17 protein-coding genes and 1 pseudogene are annotated in these 19,726 nt (G+C 60.8%); 12 read left to right on the forward strand and 6 right to left on the reverse strand.

Translation table 11 applies throughout. The features are described 5' to 3' along the window. Window position 1: 1 nt before the first annotated feature. Together CH275_RS20970 and CH275_RS20975 are read left to right on the forward strand one after the other, a co-directional pair. Window positions 2-853, forward strand: a complete 852-nt coding sequence (locus CH275_RS20970; protein ID WP_094680144.1) for a macro domain-containing protein — start codon at window positions 2-4, stop codon at window positions 851-853. Then, on the forward strand, window positions 853-1,299 hold the full coding sequence (locus CH275_RS20975; RefSeq protein ID WP_094680330.1) for an HIT family protein: 447 nt from the start codon (window positions 853-855) through the stop codon (window positions 1,297-1,299). Before CH275_RS20970 ends, CH275_RS20975 begins: the two co-directional genes overlap by 1 nt. Window positions 1,300-1,879: 580 nt before the next feature. Here the strand turns inward: CH275_RS20975 and CH275_RS20980 are convergent. Further along, on the reverse strand, window positions 1,880-5,389 hold the full coding sequence (locus CH275_RS20980) for a DEAD/DEAH box helicase (RefSeq protein WP_094680145.1): 3,510 nt from the start codon (window positions 5,387-5,389) through the stop codon (window positions 1,880-1,882). Next, window positions 5,374-6,378 carry a hypothetical protein gene (locus CH275_RS20985; protein WP_094680146.1) on the reverse strand — a complete coding sequence of 335 codons (1,005 nt, stop codon included), beginning with the start codon at window positions 6,376-6,378 and terminating at the stop codon, window positions 5,374-5,376. Before CH275_RS20985 ends, CH275_RS20980 begins: the two co-directional genes overlap by 16 nt. Window positions 6,379-6,805: 427 nt before the next feature. On the opposite strand from CH275_RS20985, the gene CH275_RS20990 reads away from it, so the two are divergent. Both CH275_RS20990 and CH275_RS20995 read left to right on the forward strand, forming a co-directional pair. Continuing rightward, window positions 6,806-7,144: a hypothetical protein gene (locus CH275_RS20990; protein WP_094680147.1), complete on the forward strand. Its 339-nt coding sequence runs from the start codon at window positions 6,806-6,808 to the stop codon at window positions 7,142-7,144. A gap of 455 nt (window positions 7,145-7,599) precedes the next feature. After that, window positions 7,600-8,706: a hypothetical protein gene (locus CH275_RS20995; protein ID WP_094680148.1), complete on the forward strand. Its 1,107-nt coding sequence runs from the start codon at window positions 7,600-7,602 to the stop codon at window positions 8,704-8,706. Between the two features lie 220 nt (window positions 8,707-8,926). Here the strand turns inward: CH275_RS20995 and CH275_RS21000 are convergent, their stop codons facing one another. From CH275_RS21000 to CH275_RS21010, 3 genes are all read right to left on the reverse strand, one after another. Then, window positions 8,927-10,228, reverse strand: coding sequence for a nucleotide-binding domain-containing protein (locus tag CH275_RS21000; RefSeq protein ID WP_094680149.1), 1,302 nt, complete (start codon window positions 10,226-10,228; stop codon window positions 8,927-8,929). Further along, window positions 10,225-10,965: an SLATT domain-containing protein gene (locus tag CH275_RS21005; protein WP_256991142.1), complete on the reverse strand. Its 741-nt coding sequence runs from the start codon at window positions 10,963-10,965 to the stop codon at window positions 10,225-10,227. Before CH275_RS21005 ends, CH275_RS21000 begins: the two co-directional genes overlap by 4 nt. A gap of 1,284 nt (window positions 10,966-12,249) precedes the next feature. Next, a complete protein-coding gene (locus tag CH275_RS21010; protein ID WP_094680150.1) occupies window positions 12,250-13,827 on the reverse strand; it encodes an MFS transporter in 1,578 nt (525 codons plus the stop codon). 78 nt (window positions 13,828-13,905) lie between these two features. Between CH275_RS21010 and CH275_RS21015 the strand changes: the two genes are divergently transcribed. The 8 genes and pseudogenes from CH275_RS21015 to CH275_RS21045 all read left to right on the forward strand — a co-directional run bounded on the left by CH275_RS21015 (window position 13,906) and on the right by CH275_RS21045 (window position 18,642). Next, entirely contained in the window at window positions 13,906-14,622 is a 717-nt protein-coding gene (locus CH275_RS21015) for a TetR/AcrR family transcriptional regulator (protein WP_094680151.1), read from the forward strand. A 196-nt stretch (window positions 14,623-14,818) separates the two neighbouring features. Beyond that, a complete protein-coding gene (locus CH275_RS21020) occupies window positions 14,819-15,244 on the forward strand; it encodes a PaaI family thioesterase (protein ID WP_256991143.1) in 426 nt (141 codons plus the stop codon). 3 nt (window positions 15,245-15,247) lie between these two features. Further along, on the forward strand, window positions 15,248-15,841 hold the full coding sequence (locus CH275_RS21025; protein WP_094680153.1) for a winged helix-turn-helix transcriptional regulator: 594 nt from the start codon (window positions 15,248-15,250) through the stop codon (window positions 15,839-15,841). Beyond that, on the forward strand, window positions 15,838-16,179 hold the full coding sequence (locus tag CH275_RS21030; protein ID WP_094680154.1) for an aldo/keto reductase: 342 nt from the start codon (window positions 15,838-15,840) through the stop codon (window positions 16,177-16,179). The genes CH275_RS21025 and CH275_RS21030 overlap by 4 nt, the downstream gene beginning before the upstream one ends. 350 nt (window positions 16,180-16,529) lie before the next feature. Next, window positions 16,530-16,688 (forward strand): hypothetical protein, encoded by a 159-nt coding sequence (locus tag CH275_RS21035; protein WP_179276256.1) that lies wholly within the window; start codon window positions 16,530-16,532, stop codon window positions 16,686-16,688. 30 nt (window positions 16,689-16,718) lie between these two features. Beyond that, window positions 16,719-17,837 (forward strand): tartrate dehydrogenase, encoded by a 1,119-nt coding sequence (locus CH275_RS21040; protein WP_094680155.1) that lies wholly within the window; start codon window positions 16,719-16,721, stop codon window positions 17,835-17,837. A gap of 3 nt (window positions 17,838-17,840) precedes the next feature. After that, window positions 17,841-17,996: pseudogene (locus CH275_RS30440) on the forward strand (hypothetical protein); the annotation flags it as partial. Then, the gene (locus tag CH275_RS21045) at window positions 17,989-18,642 is read left to right on the forward strand and encodes a fumarylacetoacetate hydrolase family protein (protein WP_094680156.1); all 654 of its coding nucleotides are present in this window, start codon (window positions 17,989-17,991) and stop codon (window positions 18,640-18,642) included. The pseudogene CH275_RS30440 and the gene CH275_RS21045, both read left to right, overlap by 8 nt. 26 nt (window positions 18,643-18,668) lie before the next feature. On the opposite strand, the gene CH275_RS21050 is transcribed toward CH275_RS21045, so the two are convergent. Next, the gene (locus tag CH275_RS21050; protein WP_094680157.1) at window positions 18,669-19,649 is read right to left on the reverse strand and encodes a phosphoglycerate dehydrogenase; all 981 of its coding nucleotides are present in this window, start codon (window positions 19,647-19,649) and stop codon (window positions 18,669-18,671) included. Window positions 19,650-19,726 lie beyond the last annotated feature (77 nt).

The following is a 19,726-nucleotide window of genomic DNA, read 5'->3' on the forward strand; positions in this document are numbered from 1 at the left end:
TGTGATTGTCACTCGAGATTTGCGCAATAAGCGGTTTTGGCGTGGGCTGGCGGCACACGGGCTCTCTGCGCTCGGTGTGCTCTCAGCCGCACTTGGCCTTATCGACCTCTTCTCACCCGACACGCTGGGCAAACTCGATCTTCCCGAAATCCTGCTCGTTCCTGCGATAGCCCTCGCCTATTCCATTCGGAAGTCGTGGCCGTACCCTGTGGAAAAACACTACTCAACGCCCGACACGAAGGTTAGGCTCGTCACCGGCGATCTTTTCGACCAGGAGACCAGCCTCGTCATCGGAATGGCCGACACGTTCGACATTGAAACACCACACATCATCGCTACGACCAGCGTGCAAGGGCAGTTCCTTGCGAAGGTGTACCAGAACGATTCGAGTAGCCTGAGGCAAGACCTACGGGCCGCACTGGCAGGCAAGCAGGTCATCGGTACGGTCACGAAACAAGGCAACACCGATCGCTACCCGCTCGGTACCATCGCCACAATCCGTCACCAGCGCACGCAGTACTTCTGTGTCGCGTACACCAGCCTGAACGAGCGGAACAATGCATCGTCCTCGATGGGTGTGCTTTGGGAGGCAATGGAACAACTATGGGACGAGGTACGTGTTCAATCGAACGGCGATGCTGTTTCTGCGCCGATAATCGGCCTAGGCCAGTCCGGAATGTCCACTCTGTTGCCAATCCAAGACGCCATCCGCTTCCTCATTCTGTCGTTCGTATTTGCATCCCGTAAGCGGCGCGTTTGCGAGGAGTTACGGATCGTAGTTCGACCGGGTGACGAGCGGCGCATCGATTTGCTCGAAGTTCAGGAGTTTCTGGACTCACTGAAGACATCGTGATGAGCCACCTCAACGTTCCTAACGCGTACCCCTGCGCGTTCTGCGATTATCTCAGTGGTCTGCGCCCGTTCACGATCCTTTACCGGGAAGACCAGGCTGCCGTCCTCGTGACACGTGAGCAGCGAGGACTGTCCCACCTACTGGTCGTTACCACGCGCCACGCTCCTACCGTGCTCAATATCAACGATGCCGAATCGGAAGCGGTCATGCGCCTCGTGCGGATGGCTGCGCGAGCTATCGACGAGGTTGAACAGCGCCCCGGCATCAGCGTGTGGCAGAACAACGGGGTGGATGCCCATCAGGCCATTCCGCACTTCCACATTCATGTAGCTGGGACGGTCGCCGGCGGAGGGACCGACTGGGACAAAGTCCACGAGCTGAGCCTAGAGCAGACCGAAGCGATCGCAACGAGGCTCCGCCCCTACGTCAAAGGGACCGCTCGGTGACGCCATGGGCGAGTCGCCGAGTGTTGTTGAAATACAAAGAAATACAACACGCATAAGTCGACTGCTGAAGTTCGTTTGCTGGTAATTCGGCATTTGCGAAGTCATCGTATTACCTGAGTCCTCGCCAGTAGATGCCCAGAAATCAACTCAGCTTAACGGTGCGGTAACTGCTCTACCTACTCCCCATTTACCGGCGCAAGCTGTACCGACGTGCGGCAGCTTCGAGATCACAGAGTCGGGCTGACGATGTGCGGCGCGGGCATGCTGACGCACTTTTCCGATCCCGTTGTCTCGTACAGCAGACAGCAGACAGCAAGAGCAACGCCTGGTGAACCTTTGTCCGTGTTCGTCAACGTAGCGTGGTGTTGGGAGCGGTGCGCGCATTTTCGCAACTAACTCGGTGTCGAAACGAGAACCAGTCGCCCTGTCGCCGAGTGCGGAGCCTCGTCAAGTGCTGGGGTGACGGTTAGCGGATGAAGGGTCTGCGCGCATCGATAACGCGGACCCAGTGGGCCGTAGCCCATCAACGTTGTGCGTCGGCATCTGTCGCCTACGCTTATGACATGCAAGGGGCAGTTAATTAGAGAAACCCGATCTGCCCCGCCGAGGCGCGCGTGATGGTCACCGTGGTGCCCTGGAGGGTGAAGTCGAGTATTAGGCCGCTCGCGAGCACCGCTGCGACGCCGGCGTGATCACGCGCCACGATGAAGCCGCGAATCGAGCGATCCTCGGCCCGGATCGTGAGTTCGTCACCGTCGTCCGACGCGACGACGCTCACGGGCAGCGGCAAGACCTGCTCGTCGCCGTTGACGAGCCGAGACTGAGCGGTGACAGCCCCCGTCTCCATCATCTCGGCCAGCTTGTGCCGGTCTCTCCCCTGGACGTACTGGAGCAGGTCGAGAACATCCGTCGGGGTTGCTTCGAGTTTGTCGCGCCACCGTCGAATGTGTTGCTCGCTCAGGTATTCGCGTAAGCCTTCTTCATCAAAACCGGCTTCTCTGGCCCGGCGCCCTAGCCGCTGCGCCAGCGTCCGGGACTTAACATCTCGTACAAGCAGGTTGATTGCGAGTGGTGAATCCACGCCGTAACGCAGGTGGGCAGCAGTGCTAGCGAAGAGGGCCGCTGAACTCAGGCGTGAGCGAAGGATATCGTTGGCTTGGGAGATGACCAGGCCGACGGTCCAGGACAGATAGTGCTGGATCCCCTCGCTGATGCCGTCGACCATTTGCTCCAGCCGGAACGCTGTGTTGGGCACTTCGGCGAGATGGTCGTTGGCTAGCTCGCTGAGTGTTCGTCCGGCGATCCAGTCACGAATCATGGCGTCGGTGTCGACGTCAATGTCCGCGCCCTTGGGTGAAGTTCGGAATCGCCAGTATTTTTTTGCCTCCGGGAGTGCCAAGAGTTGGGTGTAGATGGCAAGGCTGGTGAGGACGTCGAGTGTCTCTTCTAATGTTTGTTCGTCGATGCTGCCGAGTCCCTGCACATGATCGGCAACTGCCTCTGCGATTGTCTCGATGACTGCGGCTGATGCCAGGCTGGTTCCAGCCTCTGCCCAGCGCCGACGTGATGCAGGCGGTGTCCGCTCGTACTCCGTCTCGACGAGATCAGCGAGTGTCAGCCACCGCTCCTTGAGTTCGTCGGAGAGCTGGGTGAACGCGAACAGGCGCTCGACGATTTCCCACCAGGTTCGGGTGTGCTTGAGGGTGGGTACCTGCTCCAGGACGTGGAGGATGAACCACACGTAGTTGACGAACCCTCCGGTCTCCTGGTCGGGTGTCAACCGCAGAATTGCATCTTGGGTCTCGGCCACCAATTCCTCGGCCTCGGCGAGGGCTTCGAGAGCGGCCGACCTAGCTACGGTCGAGTGAACCTCCAGCTCATCGGAGCTGGGCGTTAACCGGTCGAAATCTCGGACGGACATCGCCTTCTGCAGAGCCAACACGATCCATCCTTCGGATTCCTTTCCGGCTCGGCCGGCTCGGCCCACAGCGTTCAGGAGCTGGGCGGCAGACATTCGGAAGTCGGGATCTTGCCCGTCGTACTCGGTGGTCGCAATGATGACGGTGCGGACGGGCAGGTTCACGCCGTCGGTGAGGGTGCTAGTTGCGACGACGGCCTTGATGGTCTCACTGCGGATCGCGTCTTCAACCGCTTCTTGTACCTCGACGGGCAACCCGGCGTGGTGGTAGGCCACACCCTTGCGAATTGTTCCGACCAGGGGATGATCGTCGCCGAGGCGCGCGACGAGGGCGTCGGCAAGGCCCTGGGAGCGGGGGTCGTCTTCGAGTTCGTCGGCCATCACTTTCGCGGCATCGCGTGCCGTGGCTCGGTGGGAAACGATCATGAGCAGACTGCCGGCGCGTAGCAGCAAAGTGGCCGTCTTAGCGGTTAACGAGTATGCGGTGGAGCTGTTGTTCGGTCCGCTGAGGCGCTTGTTGCCGGGGCCAAGCACGAGCTGGCCGATGGGTGTGTCTTTGCTGGTGGCTAGGTCTCGCGTGGTGGTACTGGTTGGGCGTACCGCGAGGTGGGCGAGCAGGTCGTATCGGGTCTTACTCGTGCCTCTGCTCCCGCGAGCGGGGATCTCGGTGCGGCTTTCTTCAATCTTTTCGGTGCCAAGGAGGACGTGCAGTCGACGTGGAGCTCTCCACTCGTCGGTGAATAGCACGTCTGCCTGTCCGTTGGACGCCCACGCGGCGAGAGATGCGGCGTTGCCTATAACGCCGGAGAGAAGGATTAGTCGTGCGCCGCTGGCGTCGAGTAGCGCCAACAGTCCTTCGAGCAGCAGTCCGCGGCCACCGGACTGGGCGATGAGGTGGACCTCATCGATGACGAAAAGACTGAACCGGCTCAGTACTTCGTCGGGGTTCTGCCGCAGGGCGTTCATGAGTCGTTCGGGCGTCATGACCTCGACCTGTGGCTGATGGACGGTGTTGTCCTCGCTCGCAATCGTGTCGTCACTGAACAGGTCCTGGGCGCCGAATCCGTCGGGGAGATCTGCGCCGAGGCGGCGATCAAGGTATCGCAGTCGAGGGCGGAGCCCTTGACGCATTTCTCGTCCGAGGCTGCGCAATGGGGTCACGTAGCAGACGTCGCGGTCGTCGCGGGCGGTGTGGGCGCAGATGATGAGCTGTGCGAGCAGTGTCTTGCCGGCGCTGGTCGGGACGGAGACGAGCAGCCTTGAGGTTGTCGGGTCGAGAGGGCTGATCGTCGGATGGGAGATGAGGTCGCGTTGTGGCGGCCACAGGGTCAAGATGGGCTGCGCATCGAGGGTGAACGCCTGCTTGACCGCTGGAGGGAGGTCGGGTGGCAGGACGGCCCAGATGCTGCTGGCCTCGAGCCCGTCAGCGAGGGCGATGAGGTGCCCGGCGACCCAACGGGTGTCGAGATCGCTGAGGCCGACTTCGTCGTCGATGACGATCCGGAGGTGTCCGCGGGCGGTTTCGAGCGCTTCGGTGCTGCCTTCCCGCAGATACTGGACAAGGCCGGTGACACCGCGAAGGAGCCGTTGTGTCGGGCCGAACATCGTGCCGTCCAGGCTTTCGAGTTCGGCACTGCGGGTCAGCGCGGTCGCGGCGGAGCGCCAGGTGCTTAACCTCTGGTTGAGAGCGGTCATATCGAGGCCGAGGAACAGTATCCCGGCTTGAAGAGCGACGTCTGCGCTGTCGGTGAATGCGGCCGCCACATCGACGACAGGTCGCATCCTTCGGTAGATGGCACCGGCGTTGGGGCTCTCGTCGGCGCGGTGGTAGCCGACTTGGGCTGCGAACGCGGTGGACATCTGCTCAAGGCCCGTTTCGGCTGGGTCATCGAGGAGAAGGTCGTGGACATGAGCGCTGACGGCGAACGCGCGGCGCCGCTGCTCTTGGGGGTACCGGGCACCGTCTGCTGTGGATGCAATCCCGTGCAGATACCAGGCGGTGCGACGTAGTTGCGTGAGGTCGGCGCGGAACCCGGTGTCGGTGAGGCCGCGAACGAGCTCGATTTCGAGTTCGGCGATCAGATTGGTGAGCTCATCGACGGTGGGGAGCTGGGTAAGGTGCTCGTTGCCGAACGCGGCGTTGAGGTGTTCGGCGGCTAGAGCGCGGTCCACGCATATCTCCGTACCGTTTCAGCGAGTTCTGCGTAGCAGCTGATGCTGGTGGCCAGTCCGCGTAGCTGACCGGGCTTGCTCAGCCGCGGTAGCTTTTCGCTCATTTTGTTGAATGGCTGCGCTGACAGCGTCTGGTGGGTTGCCACTGATACCCCGGCACCGACGAGCGCATCTCCTTCCACCCACGCGGCGGGTAGCTGGGCGATCAAGTCGAGTATTCCTGCACTGTGCGAGCCCGGCTGAAAAGTGCTGACAAGCTTCCCAACGTAACGCTGGCCGTGTTCGTCGATCTGCTTATAGGCGGTGCTCAAACTTCCGGACAGCGGCCCGCTGCCGGTGTTTTTCTTGCTCTCCCAAAGCCGAAACCGCAACGCGCCGGCGGAATTCTCGTAGATTGAGAACGCGTCGGCACCGGCATCCGTGACGTCGCCCTTAGGGTCGGGTTGAAGGCGAACGGCTGCATTGTTCTTCGTGAGCAAATGTAGGAGCCACTCGGCGATGTGGCCGTGCAGATGATGCGTATCTTTCGGCTTCGTCGGCAACCCGAAGACCGGTTCGATGAACGCGGCGATGGCAGCCGTGTCCGGTGGTGACAACTTGGTGCCATTGAGAGTGTGCGCGCGCCACGAGTAGTACTGAGCAGTGGCTAGGCCGAAGCGAACTCGCATGATCGTGTCGATGAGCACCCATGCGAGCGCGCCACCCTCCTCGGGGGTGAGGCTGGTGCTGGTGTGCGAGCTCCACTCACACTTACCCGCCCCGGGAGCACCGTCATGTGAGGTTCGGGGTACGTAGTCGTGGACGTTGAGTCGGTGATGGGTGCGGGCATACTCCTCGGACTGCGCAGGGGACAGTCCAGTGAGCGCGGCCACCCATTTTACGGCGGGTGCCTGGGCTGTGGTCACTGCTGCCTCCGGTGTGTACGTGCGCAGGTCGCCAACACTAAGACATCCTTCCACCTGGATCTCTCGGCTGATCAGCAACGTCATTTAGATGCAATTGCAACCGACACACTAGTCACAGACATACGAGGGCACAGCAGCGCTGCCGCATTTGGTTGCCACAGCAGCAACGGTTCAAGTCCGCCGTCCCAACCCCGATATGAGTCACCACTGGCACACGACTTTGCGCTAAACTGTACGCCGCAAAAGCCTTGTGAACAGGCTGCCGGTAGCGCTGCATATCGCGATTGGCCGTATTGTTCCGAGCTCGCGCGAGGAATGAGCCAGGCTGGGGCACGCCCGCGACGTCGGGTGCGGACCGCTGGGCTGACGGACTGACTCGGTGCGTCACCACGACTTGTCTAAGCGACTATTGAGGGCAAAGTGGTCTGCCTTGCTGGGGGTTCGGGTGGCGCACTCGGACTTGCCTGAGCCGTGGGCGTCGGCTCTGTCTCCATTGGGCCGCGACCTGTAAGTGCGCCAGTACGGCAACGAATTTGAACACGTCGATTGGGAGATCGACTACGACCCGGAGATCGACGGTGTGTTCCTGCTGAGCGCGGTGACGATTGCCGGCGTCGTTCCGTGTGAGTTCGGTGGTAGCTGGATCTGGACCCGCGTCGACTCGGACGAAGACTTTGCGATGTGGGCGATGGCTGATTCGGTCCAGGACGTTGTGGCTGACCTTTGTACCGTATGGCCGTGGGGTGACGGCGGTGGATTCATGAACGCGCGACTCGTGGACGGTGTCGCTGTGTGGAAGGACAGCAACGGTTGTACGACGCGTATGGGAAAGCTGGCCAGCATCGTCTGACCCGCCCAAACCTTGACTCCGTTTAGCGCTGCGCCCCTGATCCGTTCGGCGGCTGGCTTTCGAGTACATCAGAGATTTGAGATGGCAGCTCGGCTGAAATCTTGACGGAACCCCCTGGTGAGCATGGGGTTTGAGGTGGTAGCGATAGAGGGTGCCCGGCCGGTCCCTGACTCATTGATGCAATACACAGTGGTGTACCGGTAACCCTGCATATCAAAACTCGTCGCATTGCCATTGCTCTGCTCCTGGGTGAAGGAGTGCAAACCGCCATGTTCAAACCGCCAGACGGTAAACCCTCCATCGCTACGCTCGGAGGCGGGTTCGGATGCTGTCGACCAGGAGAGGGGGTGTAGAGATCGGGTGTCGAGGCAAGAAACATCAGACAGTCAAGTCAATCTTGGCAGGAGGTACCGATCTCGACATCTGAGCCCGGCATTGTCCGGTCTAATAGAGGCATGACCGTGATCCTTTTCGCCCGTGCAACCAGTGGCTACGTTATTGCATCCGACGGCCGCACGTGTTCGCCGAACTTGCCGAAGCACATCGAGACGGACACCGCCAAAAAGATCCGTTGGTATCACATCGGGGAGGGTGGCTACGTCACTGCCTCCAGTGGCCGGGCCTGGATCGGTGGCGACCCGATCAGCAAAATCGAGGAGGAGATCGTAGATCAATTTGGCGGGAGTATTACGAGTCCCGCGCATTTCATCGCGCACATCACTGACAAACTCAAGGAGTACAACAGGCAACAGAAGTGTGACTGTGCTTCACGGCATCTTGAGTGTGTCTTCCCTGCTGAACTTTGCTATTTGTGTGGACAAAATTTCGACTGCGGAAACTGCGACGAGATCGATCCAAAGTACGAGTGGATGGAGCCGGGAGATGGAGGGTGTTTGTGCTCGCCTGGCGACAGGCTTTCAGTGTCTACGTCCCCCTCGAAATTTCCGACAGGATGCCGTTGCAAGCCGACTCGTGAGGCTGAACTGTCCTGGCTGTGTGTCCCATTCGGACCTAACGCAGGTGAGGTTGTCAGCGCAACCATCTCGAACAAGTTCGAGCCCATTGCTGAATGCCAGCCCGTCCATCAACACTTCCTGTTAGAAGGAGAGCTGTTATCTGGGCATCGCTTCGGTATCCCCGTGGTCTCCACGACTAAGCAGCGCGTCGACGCAGCGAATAGCGAGCCACTGGTTGATATCGCCGCCACTGCGGACATAGTTTGGGGCCTGCTCAGGACCGCATATTTTGAGGCGGCAGACAGCGCCACATTGCGATGGCTGGATGAACAGGATCTGCAGAGTTACCAACTGGGCATTGATACCGATAGACCTGACGTCACCGTGTCCGAATTAGCAACGGCGATAGAGTCTTACAACGAAATCAGACTCCTGGTCGGCGCTTCGAGCATCGGTGGCGCAGCTCGTATAGTCACGATCGACGGCAACGGCGACCCGACGTCCGTGAACACTGAAAACAACTTCGGCTTGCCCGTGACAGTCTGTCCGATCCATCCCGAGGCAGGGGGCCCTTGTCCGCCCGCCGACCAGGCTTACTACTGGTAATCCTACAGATCAAGACTCGCCGAATTGCTCGACCAACGCGAACTTTTGCCCCGGCCGGCACGTGCCATGCGTTCATCCGCCCTATTCCGCCACGCGGATGCGGCACAGGTACGAGATCTCGGCGTCGACTTCCGGGTCGTTCGCGACAGCGGAACTCAACATCTGTGCGCGACGGTGCCGAGCGGGACGCCGCGAGTGCCTTCACATTCGATTGGTGCGGCTAAGTCGCATTCCTGGCTGTTGCGCTGATTGGTACATCGATGCGGTCCCGTGCAACTACTATGCCGTCCTGAATGGCGTAGCACTCGACCAGGTGCTTACCGCGGAACGAGGTGCTTTCGTGTCTGCCGTTCGCGCGGTTGGGCTCGACGATCTGCCCGCGAATCATGTTCCGACGCTCGGCTTCATCGCCTTGGTTGAGTACCTTCCAACGGACGTCATACACATCCGGGACATCGCACGCAGTGATTGTGAAGTCTAGTCCCTTGTTGGGCAGCAGTAAAGTACTGGCTCGAAGCATCTCTCTTAGAGATGTTGGACGCCAGCCATTTTGGGTGACCGTGCAGTCGATCGTGAGCGTGTATCGGATGTCAATCGGGTACTTCTGCTCGACGAACTCTTCGGTGTTGTCGAAAGAGCGTGCTGATTCGACAACGGCCTCAAGTGGTAACGATCTTCCGAAGATTTCTCGCCACTTTCTGTTCGCCGAGGCCTTACCCTCGTCGGTGATTGCCTGGAGGCAGCGGTTATACGCTTTCTTAGCCTTCGGCTGGAATCTCGCCTTTACTTTCACCCGTTGGTTGCTGCCCAACGCCAAGTAGAAGTCCTTGTCCGGTTCCTCCATGAGGAACCTGAAGAAGTCGCGGACCATCAAGTCAAACGATCCGGTACCGGTCGAGTCGTATTCGTTCGTCTGAGCAAAGAACCGGTGAACCAGGGTGTCGATGAGTAGGCCGCCCATACCTACGCCGTTGGCGTTTTTCCACGCTCGGGCCATCCTCGCGAGATGCCGCATGTTCGTCGAGGTGCGGCCGTTGCACGCCCTTGTCGCCTCGATCTCGGCGCGAGGCTTGGTGACCTTCCAACTTCCCGTCGCCGTGTCCGGGTAGTCGAAACTGCCGTCAGCGTTCGCGAACGCCGGCTGGACCTCGAACTTGAAAGCGTTGCTTTGGAATTGGACGCGCACGACGCACTGATCGACGCGGATGTCAGTGTTCGAGTACCGCGCCTTCAGGTCGTTCCGGACGCGTTCCAGCACTCTCCGCGGTCCGGACTCGCTGGCATAGTCGTCCCGGATACTCGGAGGAAGGATGTAGATCATGTCGAGATCGGAGACGCCTTTGATGGCGGTGTGACGGCCATAGGAGCCCACCATCAACTTGTGGGCGGTGTCACCGTCTTTGGACCGGAAGTCCTTGTTCAGCGACTTGGTGATCTCGTCCCGGCGCGAACTGACCGTGGTCGCCGTGTCGCCGACCTTGAGGTTTGCGAGTAGACCGTCGAAGACCTCCGATGTTTTCACTGCCGCACCTCGCCGCGATTGAGGCGAAGTGCTTCGGGCAGGAAGAGGTCGATCTCCCGGGGAGCGAAGGTCATCTCTTCGTTGTGCTTGAGTCCCTCTTGAGCGCGCGTGTAGGCCTTTGTGGTCGTCCTCGGCGCATCATCGTAGGCGGCGCTCGTGGCCTCCTGGAGCTCGTCGCGCCGCGTCCTTGCTTGCTCATCGGAGATGCCACCGGACATCAGGTCAGAGATCAAGGAGATGTAGGACTCACGGACAGCCCAGAGCTGGGTGGCAACGCCGCGATGGGCGTCGGATTCGTCCGCGAACTTGAAGGTTTTCGCGCCGAGGCTCATCCAGGTCACTACAAGCGCAATGAACGACGTCGTCAAGCTGGCCAGGACCGGGTTTCCGATAAGGCCGACCACTGCGACCAGGAAGGTGCCTGAGCTAATAGCAGTAAGGGCGACAAGGACCCCCTGCTGCCACCGGTGCTTCGTGAAGCACATGTCAGCCTGCTTCTCTCGGGTTTTGTGACTGTAAACCACGCGCCCGAAGGCTTCTCGCACCTGAGCAAGTAGGTATGGATCCGGTCCTGTCCGACCCGTGCTGTCAGGTGCTGTCTCGTCCGCCACGCTTCTCCGATCTTCGTCACCGGGCCGGTGCATCCCAGTAGGTATCCGCGGATTAATGCCGCCGGCGCTACGACGCCTTACGTCGTCGTAGCGGGCGTTCTCAATTATGCCGACGACCGCCGACACGAAGGAATTCTCGGATAGCTGTCGGCCGAACAGCCCGCGACGACTGGCGTTTGTTCAAAAAACGCCGCCCATGACGATTCCGGGAAAAAGTACTGCAACAGAACCATAACAAGAGGTTTGCTGGTGACTCTCAAGACTGGGCGTATAGCGACTTGGTCCGGGGTGGCGGGGCGGGCGTCGACTGTGTCGTGAAGTGAACGGATTCAGCGCGGGGGCGATCCCAGAACAGCGCGCGGTTACAGATGACCGGGGCCGGGCCGTCTAGCTCAGACAGCGACTCGACGTCGACACGTGAGGCGTCGAGGTATTCCGTCGAGGAATGGTAAGTAGGAAGTGCTTTGATCGGCGGCTTCCGCAGCGAAATAGCGGACGCAACCCTGCCGAGGACCCGAACGGGTGTCGACGTACCAAGAGTCACCCGCTCCGTCCTTGGCAACCAAGGCATCGGGCTGGGAATATGAACACCTTTAGCAGCAACGAGGATCGCCTCTCATGGACTTCGTTTACGAGCGGAGGGCTGCAGACACAAGGCTTTCGGCGAACAAGCCATGAGTGAGGCACAGCGGCCACGATGGTGGGTGTGGGTGTCACAAGATCCGCTGCCGCACTCCTGAGGAGCGCGATCGCCTGTCCGTCTTATCCCACCGCGGTCCGTGGTCGTTCAGGGCGTTCCGACGCAGCTACAGTGTGCGAAGTTCGGTGTCACGAGAGTGTCACAAGTCGGTACGAATCTGCATGGACTGGTTCGGACGGTCGTGCACGAAAAACGTTGTCAGTAAACAAATATCGAGTCCAGAAAGGTTCAGGTGAATCCACTTCCAGGGACTTAAAATCCGCACAGTGTCGGTTCGAGTCCGACTGGGGGCACCAGAGTCCATATGGATCCAGATTTCTGGACCGGGACAGTGCTTTTCGGGTGGTAGCGCGGACCTCAGTGGCCGACCATGGATCTGAGTGAACAACGGAGGCAGCGGATTTCGGATCCGCGCGGGAGCCTTCTTCATTCGGCGCCGTATCTTGGCGTACGTGCAGTTCAGGTCTGGTTTATGTGTTCAATCGTCGTCTTCGCGTGAGGCTCGATGTCACTAGGCTGTCGCAACTCGATCTGGCTGAGCTGACTGACCTCGTCGATACCCGCGAGATGTCGGGTCAGCCTCATCGTCGAGGTGCTATCAACAGCTACTTCGAATAGTTGGTTCTCGCGGCTCCCCAGATTCTGTTGTCGACACAGGACGGGCGTCGATCGGATGCGCAGGCATCCTGACGAGTAGCCGACGGGAGATGTCACTGCGGCAACGAGGATTCGCTGGTTTCGTCGTCGGATGTCTGCTGATTGGGGTGCGCCGGCAGAAATATCAGGATCAGTACTGCCGCGACTGCGGTGATCACCCCTGCTACGAGGCTTCCGGTGGTGAAGCCGTCGACGAATGCGGTTCGGGCCAGGTCCGAGAGTTCGCGTGCAGCAAGCGTTCCTGCATCACCGAAGGCGGTGGCTGCTTGCTGCGACGCGGCGAGTGCCGCGCCGACCGATTCCCGAGCGGGCTCCATCAGTACCGGCGGTAGTTGTGTGCCTTCGAGGCTGTCGCGGTATACCGAGAGCGCAACCGAGCCGATGACGGCGACGCCGAGGGTCCCGCCGAGTTCTCGCGTGGCGTCGTTGACGGCAGATCCCATCCCTGCCTTGTCGGTTGGCACCACCCCCATGATGGCCTCGGTTGCGGGCGCACTGATCAGGCCGAGGCCTGCACCGAGAAGGACCATCTGCCCGGCTATCTGCCCGTATCCGGTGCTTGCGTCGATGGTCGAGATCCAGACGAACGCGGCGGTCAACGACACAAGTCCACTCGCTACGACGAGTTTGCTGCCTATCGACACGGCGAGGCGAGGGCTGACGAGTGAGAACGCAGCAAGTGCTCCCGCGACCGGGAGCATGCGCACGCCTGTTTCCAGGGCTCCGAAACTGCGGACGGATTGGAAGTACTGGGTGACCAGGAAGATGAAACCGAACATGGCGAAGAAGGCGCTGGTGACCGCTCCGCTTGCCGCGGTGAACCGCATGTTCTTGAACAGTCGTACGTCGAGCATGGGGTGGCGGGCGCGTGACTCCCGGTAGACGAAGACGGTCAACAGCACTGCTGCGAAGGCGAAAGCGAGTGTGGTCGCTCGTGAACCCCACCCGCGGTCGGGCGCTTCGATGATCGCGTGGACCAGTGATCCGATTGCCATCGTGGACAGGATCAGTCCTGATTTGTCGAGCGGAGGCGTGGACGGATCGCGTGAGTCAGGAATGGTTCGGGTGGCCATCAGCAGTGTGAACAGTGCTGCGGCACCGTTGAATACGAGGATCGATCCCCACCAGAAGTGCTCGATCAGAGCGCCGCCGACGACGGGGCCGACGGCGACGGACACTCCGGTCGCTGCGCCCCATATTCCGATGGCTGCAACCCGCTCGGATCGTTCGGTGAACACGTTCGTCAGGATCGACAACGTCACCGGGTACACGATCGCTGCCGCGACGCCGGCCAGCGCACGCCACGCGATGAGTTGCCCCGGATCGCTGCTCCATGCCCCGCCCAGCGATGCGATCGCGAACAACGTGAGTCCGCCCAGAAGAAACAGGCGCCGTCCGAATCGGTCGCTGAGCGATCCGGCAGCGAGCACCAGTGCTGCGAACGCGAGATTGAAGGCATCGACGATCCACAGAAGATCTCGGGTTGTCGCGCCCAGATCGCCTACGAGGGTGGGCAATGCGATGTTGACGATCGTGGTGGAGACGTTGACGACGAAGACCGCGAAACACAGCGTCACCAACGCATGGGTCTTTCTGGAGCGAAGTGCAGGTACCGCCGAAGCCAGGTGCATAACGAAGTTATAGCAGCGACGGCGAGCGACCGCAATGGTCGTGCCTGGGTGAACCTCGGTCTGTGACACCATCGTTTGATGGTCGGGTCCCCAGACGAGAAGTCGGCTCTGCAGCGTGGTCCCGTACGTGAGCGGCTGGTCGAAGCAGCTATCGAGGTGCTGCGCGTTCACGGTCCGGGTGAGATGAAAGTGCGCCGAATCAGCGAGGAGGCCGGTGCTTCGACGATCGCGGTCTACCACCACTTCGGTGATCTGCAACGTTTGCTGATCGAGGTGGTCAACCGCGGATTTTCGATGCTTCGTGCGGAACTTCTCGACGCTGCCGCCTCGAATGTCGAACCCGAGGTTCAGCTGTTTTCGATGGCCCTGTGTGTCCGGGGAATGGCTCGTGGCAACCCTCATCTGTACGACATGATGTTCGGTCTCTCGACCCGGGGGACGTACCGGGCGGCTGCGCCTGCGACCGTGACGCGAAAGCCGTTCTCGGATGCATACGAGGTGCTGGCGCGTGCATGCCAGGATCTTGCGTCCTCCGGTCGAATCGATGAGGAGGACGGCGAACTGATAGCGGCTCAACTGTGGAGCTTGGTTCACGGGTTCGTATCCCTGGAAGCGGCCGGACATTTCGATGATCACGGCGATGCTGTCGTCGCTGTACTGGCTCCGATGGCCGTTACGCACATGGTCGGTTTCGGGGAAGACCGCACGTACGCCGCGCACTCCGCGAGTACTGCCTTGGAGTGGTGGAAGCATCGTGATCATAAATTCGATCGCATCGGATCCGAAGAAATCTGACTATCGAAATTCGGTATCGAAGTCCTGAACGTCGCCGTGCATTTGGGGGACGCTGTGCCATACTGACTATCATCTTGATAGTTACTCAACTGCGCTTCATCACTGCTGAAGGACGGATATGACAATCGGCCAGGACCAACGTTCACAGACTTTCACCTGGACTACCCCGAAATCGGTGTTGCGAGAGGCGTCGCAAATGAGTGGCCTCGAGGTGATGAGGGCTCTGGCGGCGGGCGAGCTACCGCCACCGCCGATCGCGGTTCTGATGCAGTTCGATCCCGTCGAGGTCGAGGACGGCAAAGTGGTCTTCGAGTGCACTCCGTCCGAGGCGCACTACAACCCCATCGGCACTGTGCACGGCGGTCTCGCGTGCACGTTGCTCGACACGGTGATCGCCTGCGCGGCGCACACCACGCTGCCTGCCGGAACCGGGTACACATCGATAGATCTGAACGTCAGCTACCTCCGAGGAATCTTCGATTCGAGCGGACCGTTGATCGCCACCGGAACTGTGGTCAAGCGAGGATCACGAGTCATCTTCGCGGAAGGATCGATAGTCGACAAGGACGGTAACGTCGTTGCCACCGGAACGAGTTCCCTGCTCGTCATACCCCCGAGGTGATACATGCAGAGCAGCAGTTTCGACAGTATGGGTTGCCCTATCGCCGGCGCGCTCGAACAGGTCGGTGAATGGTGGACTCTGCTGATCCTGCGTGATGCACTCGATGGGTTCAGCCGCTTCGACGAATTCGAGCGCAATCTCGGTATCGCACCGAACATGTTGACGCGCAGGCTCAAATCCTTGGTCGGCGCCGGATTGTTGGAGCGTCGGAAGTACAGCGACCGTCCGCCTCGTTTCGAGTACGTACCGACCGTCCGGGGGCGAGAACTCACACCGGTCATCGTCGCGCTCTACGCCTGGGGCAACAAGCACGTCGAATACGACGACCGTGCAGTGGTGCTGGTGGACGAGGCGGGGGAGACCATCGACCCGGTATTCGTGGACCGTCGGACAGGGCGCACCCTGGCAGAAAGCAAGGCGCAGTTCGTTTCCGGGCCGAAAGCATCCGAGTTCATGCGGGACCGACTCGACCCCGCGAACCGTGCACGACGTCGGTCCCGCAGCCGCGCCACGGCCGCCGCACTCGAACCTGCCGACCGGCATGAATCGACACCGATGACACCGCCGACCCTCGGCCCGAAAGAGGCACAGCCATGACCACGTCCGACCTCACGTCCACGCTCAGACGGCGATTTCGCCCAGTGTTGTTGGGAACGGATAACTTCGGCGGCGATGCCGGAACTGTTGCTTCCGATATCGGCCTGGACGCCGCAGGCTCGACCACGATCTTGGACCATGCGGTCGAGGTCGGCAGCACAGTGTTCGACACAGCGGACATTTACGCGCAAGGTGCAACCGAACGAATTGTTGCTGACTGGCGGAGTGCACACCCGGACGCGGATGTACTGATCCAGACGAAGGCCGGATCGTCCACGACATCACGCTTCCATCGACCGAGAGCACGAGGCACCTTCGGCACGCTCGGCTCGGCATGATCGAGTGGCCCGACCAACGGCTACGCAGGTAGTGCAATCCAGCAAGCGGCCACGGGATGGGGGCGCGGTAGCCCTGAGTGGTCACCAGGCCTCGGCGACCGCCACGCTCCTGGAGGGGCCCGAGGGTAACAACAAATAGCGGAGTCGAGCTTCAGCCGCAGCACCCCTTGCGGACTTTCTTATAAGATGCAAGACTGCGGTGGATACGGTGACTCAGTGAGTCGAGCGCAGGACCGGACGAGGTCGGACCTCGCCGATCAGGCCTCGACAGGAAGAAGGTCACGACGATGCGGCAGCACAGTGGCGTGCAGTCAAGGGTGGGCTCGGAGCGCTCGCGGTCTAACACGTCCATGAGCCCCGCCTCCGCGGATCTGACCTGGGCTGCGGAGTTCCTCGCCGAATTCGAGTCCCGCGGGTCGGTGATACGCGACGGAAGCGATCCGCCCCGTCTCGGGCGAGCACGGGCCCTGATCGAACACGCACGTGCACTGGGCATTCAATCAGTCTGATCGAGCTTTTCCACGAACGGAGATCCCCTTATGGGCGCAACACATCGCATTGCTGTCATTCCCGGTGACGGCATCGGAAAAGAAGTAGTTCCGGAAGGGCTGAAGGTCCTTCGAACTGCTGCGTCGGCGTTCGAGTTCTCGCTCGACTTCGAGCATTTCGACTTCGCCAGCGCCGATTACTTTCTGCGGACCGGCCAGATGCTCCCTGACAACTGGTTCGACACGCTCGTGTCTTTCGACTCGATCTTCTTCGGTGCTGTCGGGTGGCCAGAAGTGGTTCCCGACCATGTGTCGCTGTGGGGGAGCCTGCTCCAGTTCCGCCGTCACTTCGACCAATACGTGAGCTTACGGCCGGTCAAACTTCTACCCGGAGTGCCGAGCCCGCTCGCTGGCCGTGAGCCCGGTGATATCGACTTCTACGTCGTACGTGAGAACACCGAGGGAGAGTATTCGTCTATCGGCGGTAAGATTTTCGACGGGACCGATCGCGAGATCGTCACCCAGGAAACGGTGATGACCCGCACGGGAGTCGACCGAATTCTCAAGTACGCGTTCGATCTTGCACAGACTCGCCCCAAGAAGCACCTGACGTCGGCGACGAAGAGCAACGGAATTTCCATCTCCATGCCGTACTGGGACGAGCGGGTCGAAGCTATGGCCACCGGATACCAGGACGTCCGCGTCGACAAGTATCACATCGATATCCTGGCGGCCAATTTCGTCATGCACCCGGATTGGTTCGACGTGGTCGTCGGAAGCAACTTGTTCGGTGACATTCTTTCCGATCTGGGTCCCGCATGCACCGGCACCATCGGGATCGCCCCGAGCGGCAACATCAACCCCGAGCGGTCGTTCCCGAGTCTGTTCGAGCCAGTTCACGGGTCGGCACCGGACATCGCAGGACAGGGAATCGCAAATCCCATCGGGCAGATCTGGAGTGCGTCGATGATGCTCGATCATCTGGGAGAGACCGAGGCGGCGGCAGCGGTGATGAGCGCAATCGAAAGCGTGCTCGCCCACGGAGGAGACTCACTTACTCCCGATATGGGCGGATCTGCCACCACGAACACCCTCGGCGACAACATCACCCGAGAGTTGATCCGGCTGACGACCGGCTCGGTGGCCCCAATGCATCCGATGAGCACCTGAGAAATGGCTTACGTTCGTTACGAATACAGCGGCGAGGTATCGGTCGGGTGGCGTCGAGACACGACGATCTTCCCCCTCGATGCAGGTTTGGTAGGCGATCTGCGTCGCGGCACTTCACACCCCGAATACAGCCGATCTGTGCCCACAGCCGATGTCAGGCTGCTTCCCCCCGGTTACCGACACATCGAGGATCATCGGCGTGGGCATGAACTATTACGATGCCCTCCCCGTCGGCGTTGCAGCCCCCGCCTACCCGGTCTTCTTCACGAAATTCGTGTTTTGTCTGGTCGGCGCATACGATCCGATCGAGATGCCCTCGGAGTCGGTGGCGGTGGATGCCGAAGGCGAGTTGGCGATCGTGATCGGTCGCCGCGGCCGGCGCATCCCGGAATCGAGCGCGATAGATCATGTTCTCGGTTGCACGGTCACCAACGACGTGACCGTGCGTGACTTCCAAAGCTCGAGCGCACAGTGGTTGCAGGGCAAGGCCTGGGATTCCACCACTCCGTTGGGGCCGTGGATCGTTCCGTACGAGGACGTTTCGCCCGATGCACGGATCCGTACGATGGTCGACGGCGTTCTGGTGCAGGACGGATGCATCGACCAGATGATTTTCTCGGTGCCGAAATTGATCTCACTCATCTCGACGTTCAAGACTCTCGAGGTCGGTGATGTGATTCTCACCGGAACGCCAGCCGGCAACGGCCACAACAGAACACCTCGCGAGTACCTGACCGAGGGCCAGACAATCGAAGTCAGTATCGAAGGCGTCGGGTTCATTCGAAACGTCGTGACGTCCGGGTAGACCCACTGCCTGAACGATCCCGAGGCCTAGTGGCGGCTGTCAGGCTCGGCGAGACGGGTGTTCTGGGGAGCGTTCACCGCGCCGCGTGGGTGCCGGCCGTCCAGAACTGCAACGATGTCGCGGGCGGCAGCCAGGCTCGCTTCGGTACGTGCTTGACGGGTCTGCCCGGCCATGTGGGACAGCGACACGACGTTGGGCATTCTCAGGAGCGGGTTGTCCGTATCGACTGGCTCGCGGGCGAATACATCGAGTCCTGCGCCGGCTATGTCACCGCGCCTCAGCGCGTCGACAAGTGCGGGTTCGTCCACGAGAGAACCACGTGCTGTATTCACCAAGTAGGCGGAGGGCTTCATGGCGGCGAGCGCCGCGCGGTCGACTATCGGAGTGCCGTTGGGCTGAGCACGCGCGTGCAGGGTGACGAAGTCGGATCGGGAGAACAGCTCTTCGTTGTCGACATAGCTCACGTCGAGTTCGGCAGCGGGATGGCCGGTCGAGACCAGAACGGTCATACCGAAGGCGCGGCCCAGCTCGGCTACCGCCCGCCCGCTGGGCCCGAGGCCGATGATTCCCAGGGTGGCACCATGTAGTTCGCCGGTATCGTGTCGGGGCCAGTGACCTGTCCTGACGCCGTCGACGGTTTCGACGATCCTCCGGGCGCACATCAGTAGGAGGGTGACCGTCATCTCGGCCACGGCGTTCTTGTTGGCACCGGGGGTGTTGCACACGACGACGCCGAGCGCGGTCGCTGCTTCGACATCGATGGAGTCGTATCCGACACCGCTGCGTGCGATGACGCGCAGGGATCGGGCTGGCCGAATCATTTCTGCGGTGACGGGTTCGCTGGCGATCAGCGCTGCGTCGCACCTGAGCAGGTGGTCGGCCATTTCTCCGTCTGCGCGTCGACCGGTTGCAGGGCTGTGCACTGTTCGATGGCCGGCTGCATTGAAAAGCTGGTCTACCTCGTCGCCGGGTACGAGGTAGTCGGTGGTGATGAGGATCGTTCCCACTGGCGCGGTCCTTCCGTGGCGTGTGCGGAGATCGGTTGTGGTGCAACGACATGGGACAAACGGCCGAATGCCGCCGG

The sequence above is a fragment of the Rhodococcus sp. 06-235-1A genome, assembly GCF_002258785.1.
Lineage (GTDB): Bacteria > Actinomycetota > Actinomycetes > Mycobacteriales > Mycobacteriaceae > Rhodococcoides.

Coding starts and splice junctions, on each gene's coding strand:
- CH275_RS20975 (WP_094680330.1), top strand. CDS start 853: ATGAGCCACCTCAACGTTCCTAACGCGTACCCCTGCGCGTTCTGCGAT.
- CH275_RS20985 (WP_094680146.1), bottom strand. CDS start 6,378: ATGACGTTGCTGATCAGCCGAGAGATCCAGGTGGAAGGATGTCTTAGT.
- CH275_RS20995 (WP_094680148.1), top strand. CDS start 7,600: ATGACCGTGATCCTTTTCGCCCGTGCAACCAGTGGCTACGTTATTGCA.
- CH275_RS21010 (WP_094680150.1), bottom strand. CDS start 13,827: ATGCACCTGGCTTCGGCGGTACCTGCACTTCGCTCCAGAAAGACCCAT.
- CH275_RS21015 (WP_094680151.1), top strand. CDS start 13,906: ATGGTCGGGTCCCCAGACGAGAAGTCGGCTCTGCAGCGTGGTCCCGTA.
- CH275_RS21020 (WP_256991143.1), top strand. CDS start 14,819: ATGAGTGGCCTCGAGGTGATGAGGGCTCTGGCGGCGGGCGAGCTACCG.
- CH275_RS21025 (WP_094680153.1), top strand. CDS start 15,248: ATGCAGAGCAGCAGTTTCGACAGTATGGGTTGCCCTATCGCCGGCGCG.
- CH275_RS21030 (WP_094680154.1), top strand. CDS start 15,838: ATGACCACGTCCGACCTCACGTCCACGCTCAGACGGCGATTTCGCCCA.
- CH275_RS21035 (WP_179276256.1), top strand. CDS start 16,530: ATGAGCCCCGCCTCCGCGGATCTGACCTGGGCTGCGGAGTTCCTCGCC.
- CH275_RS21040 (WP_094680155.1), top strand. CDS start 16,719: ATGGGCGCAACACATCGCATTGCTGTCATTCCCGGTGACGGCATCGGA.
- CH275_RS21045 (WP_094680156.1), top strand. CDS start 17,989: ATGTCAGGCTGCTTCCCCCCGGTTACCGACACATCGAGGATCATCGGC.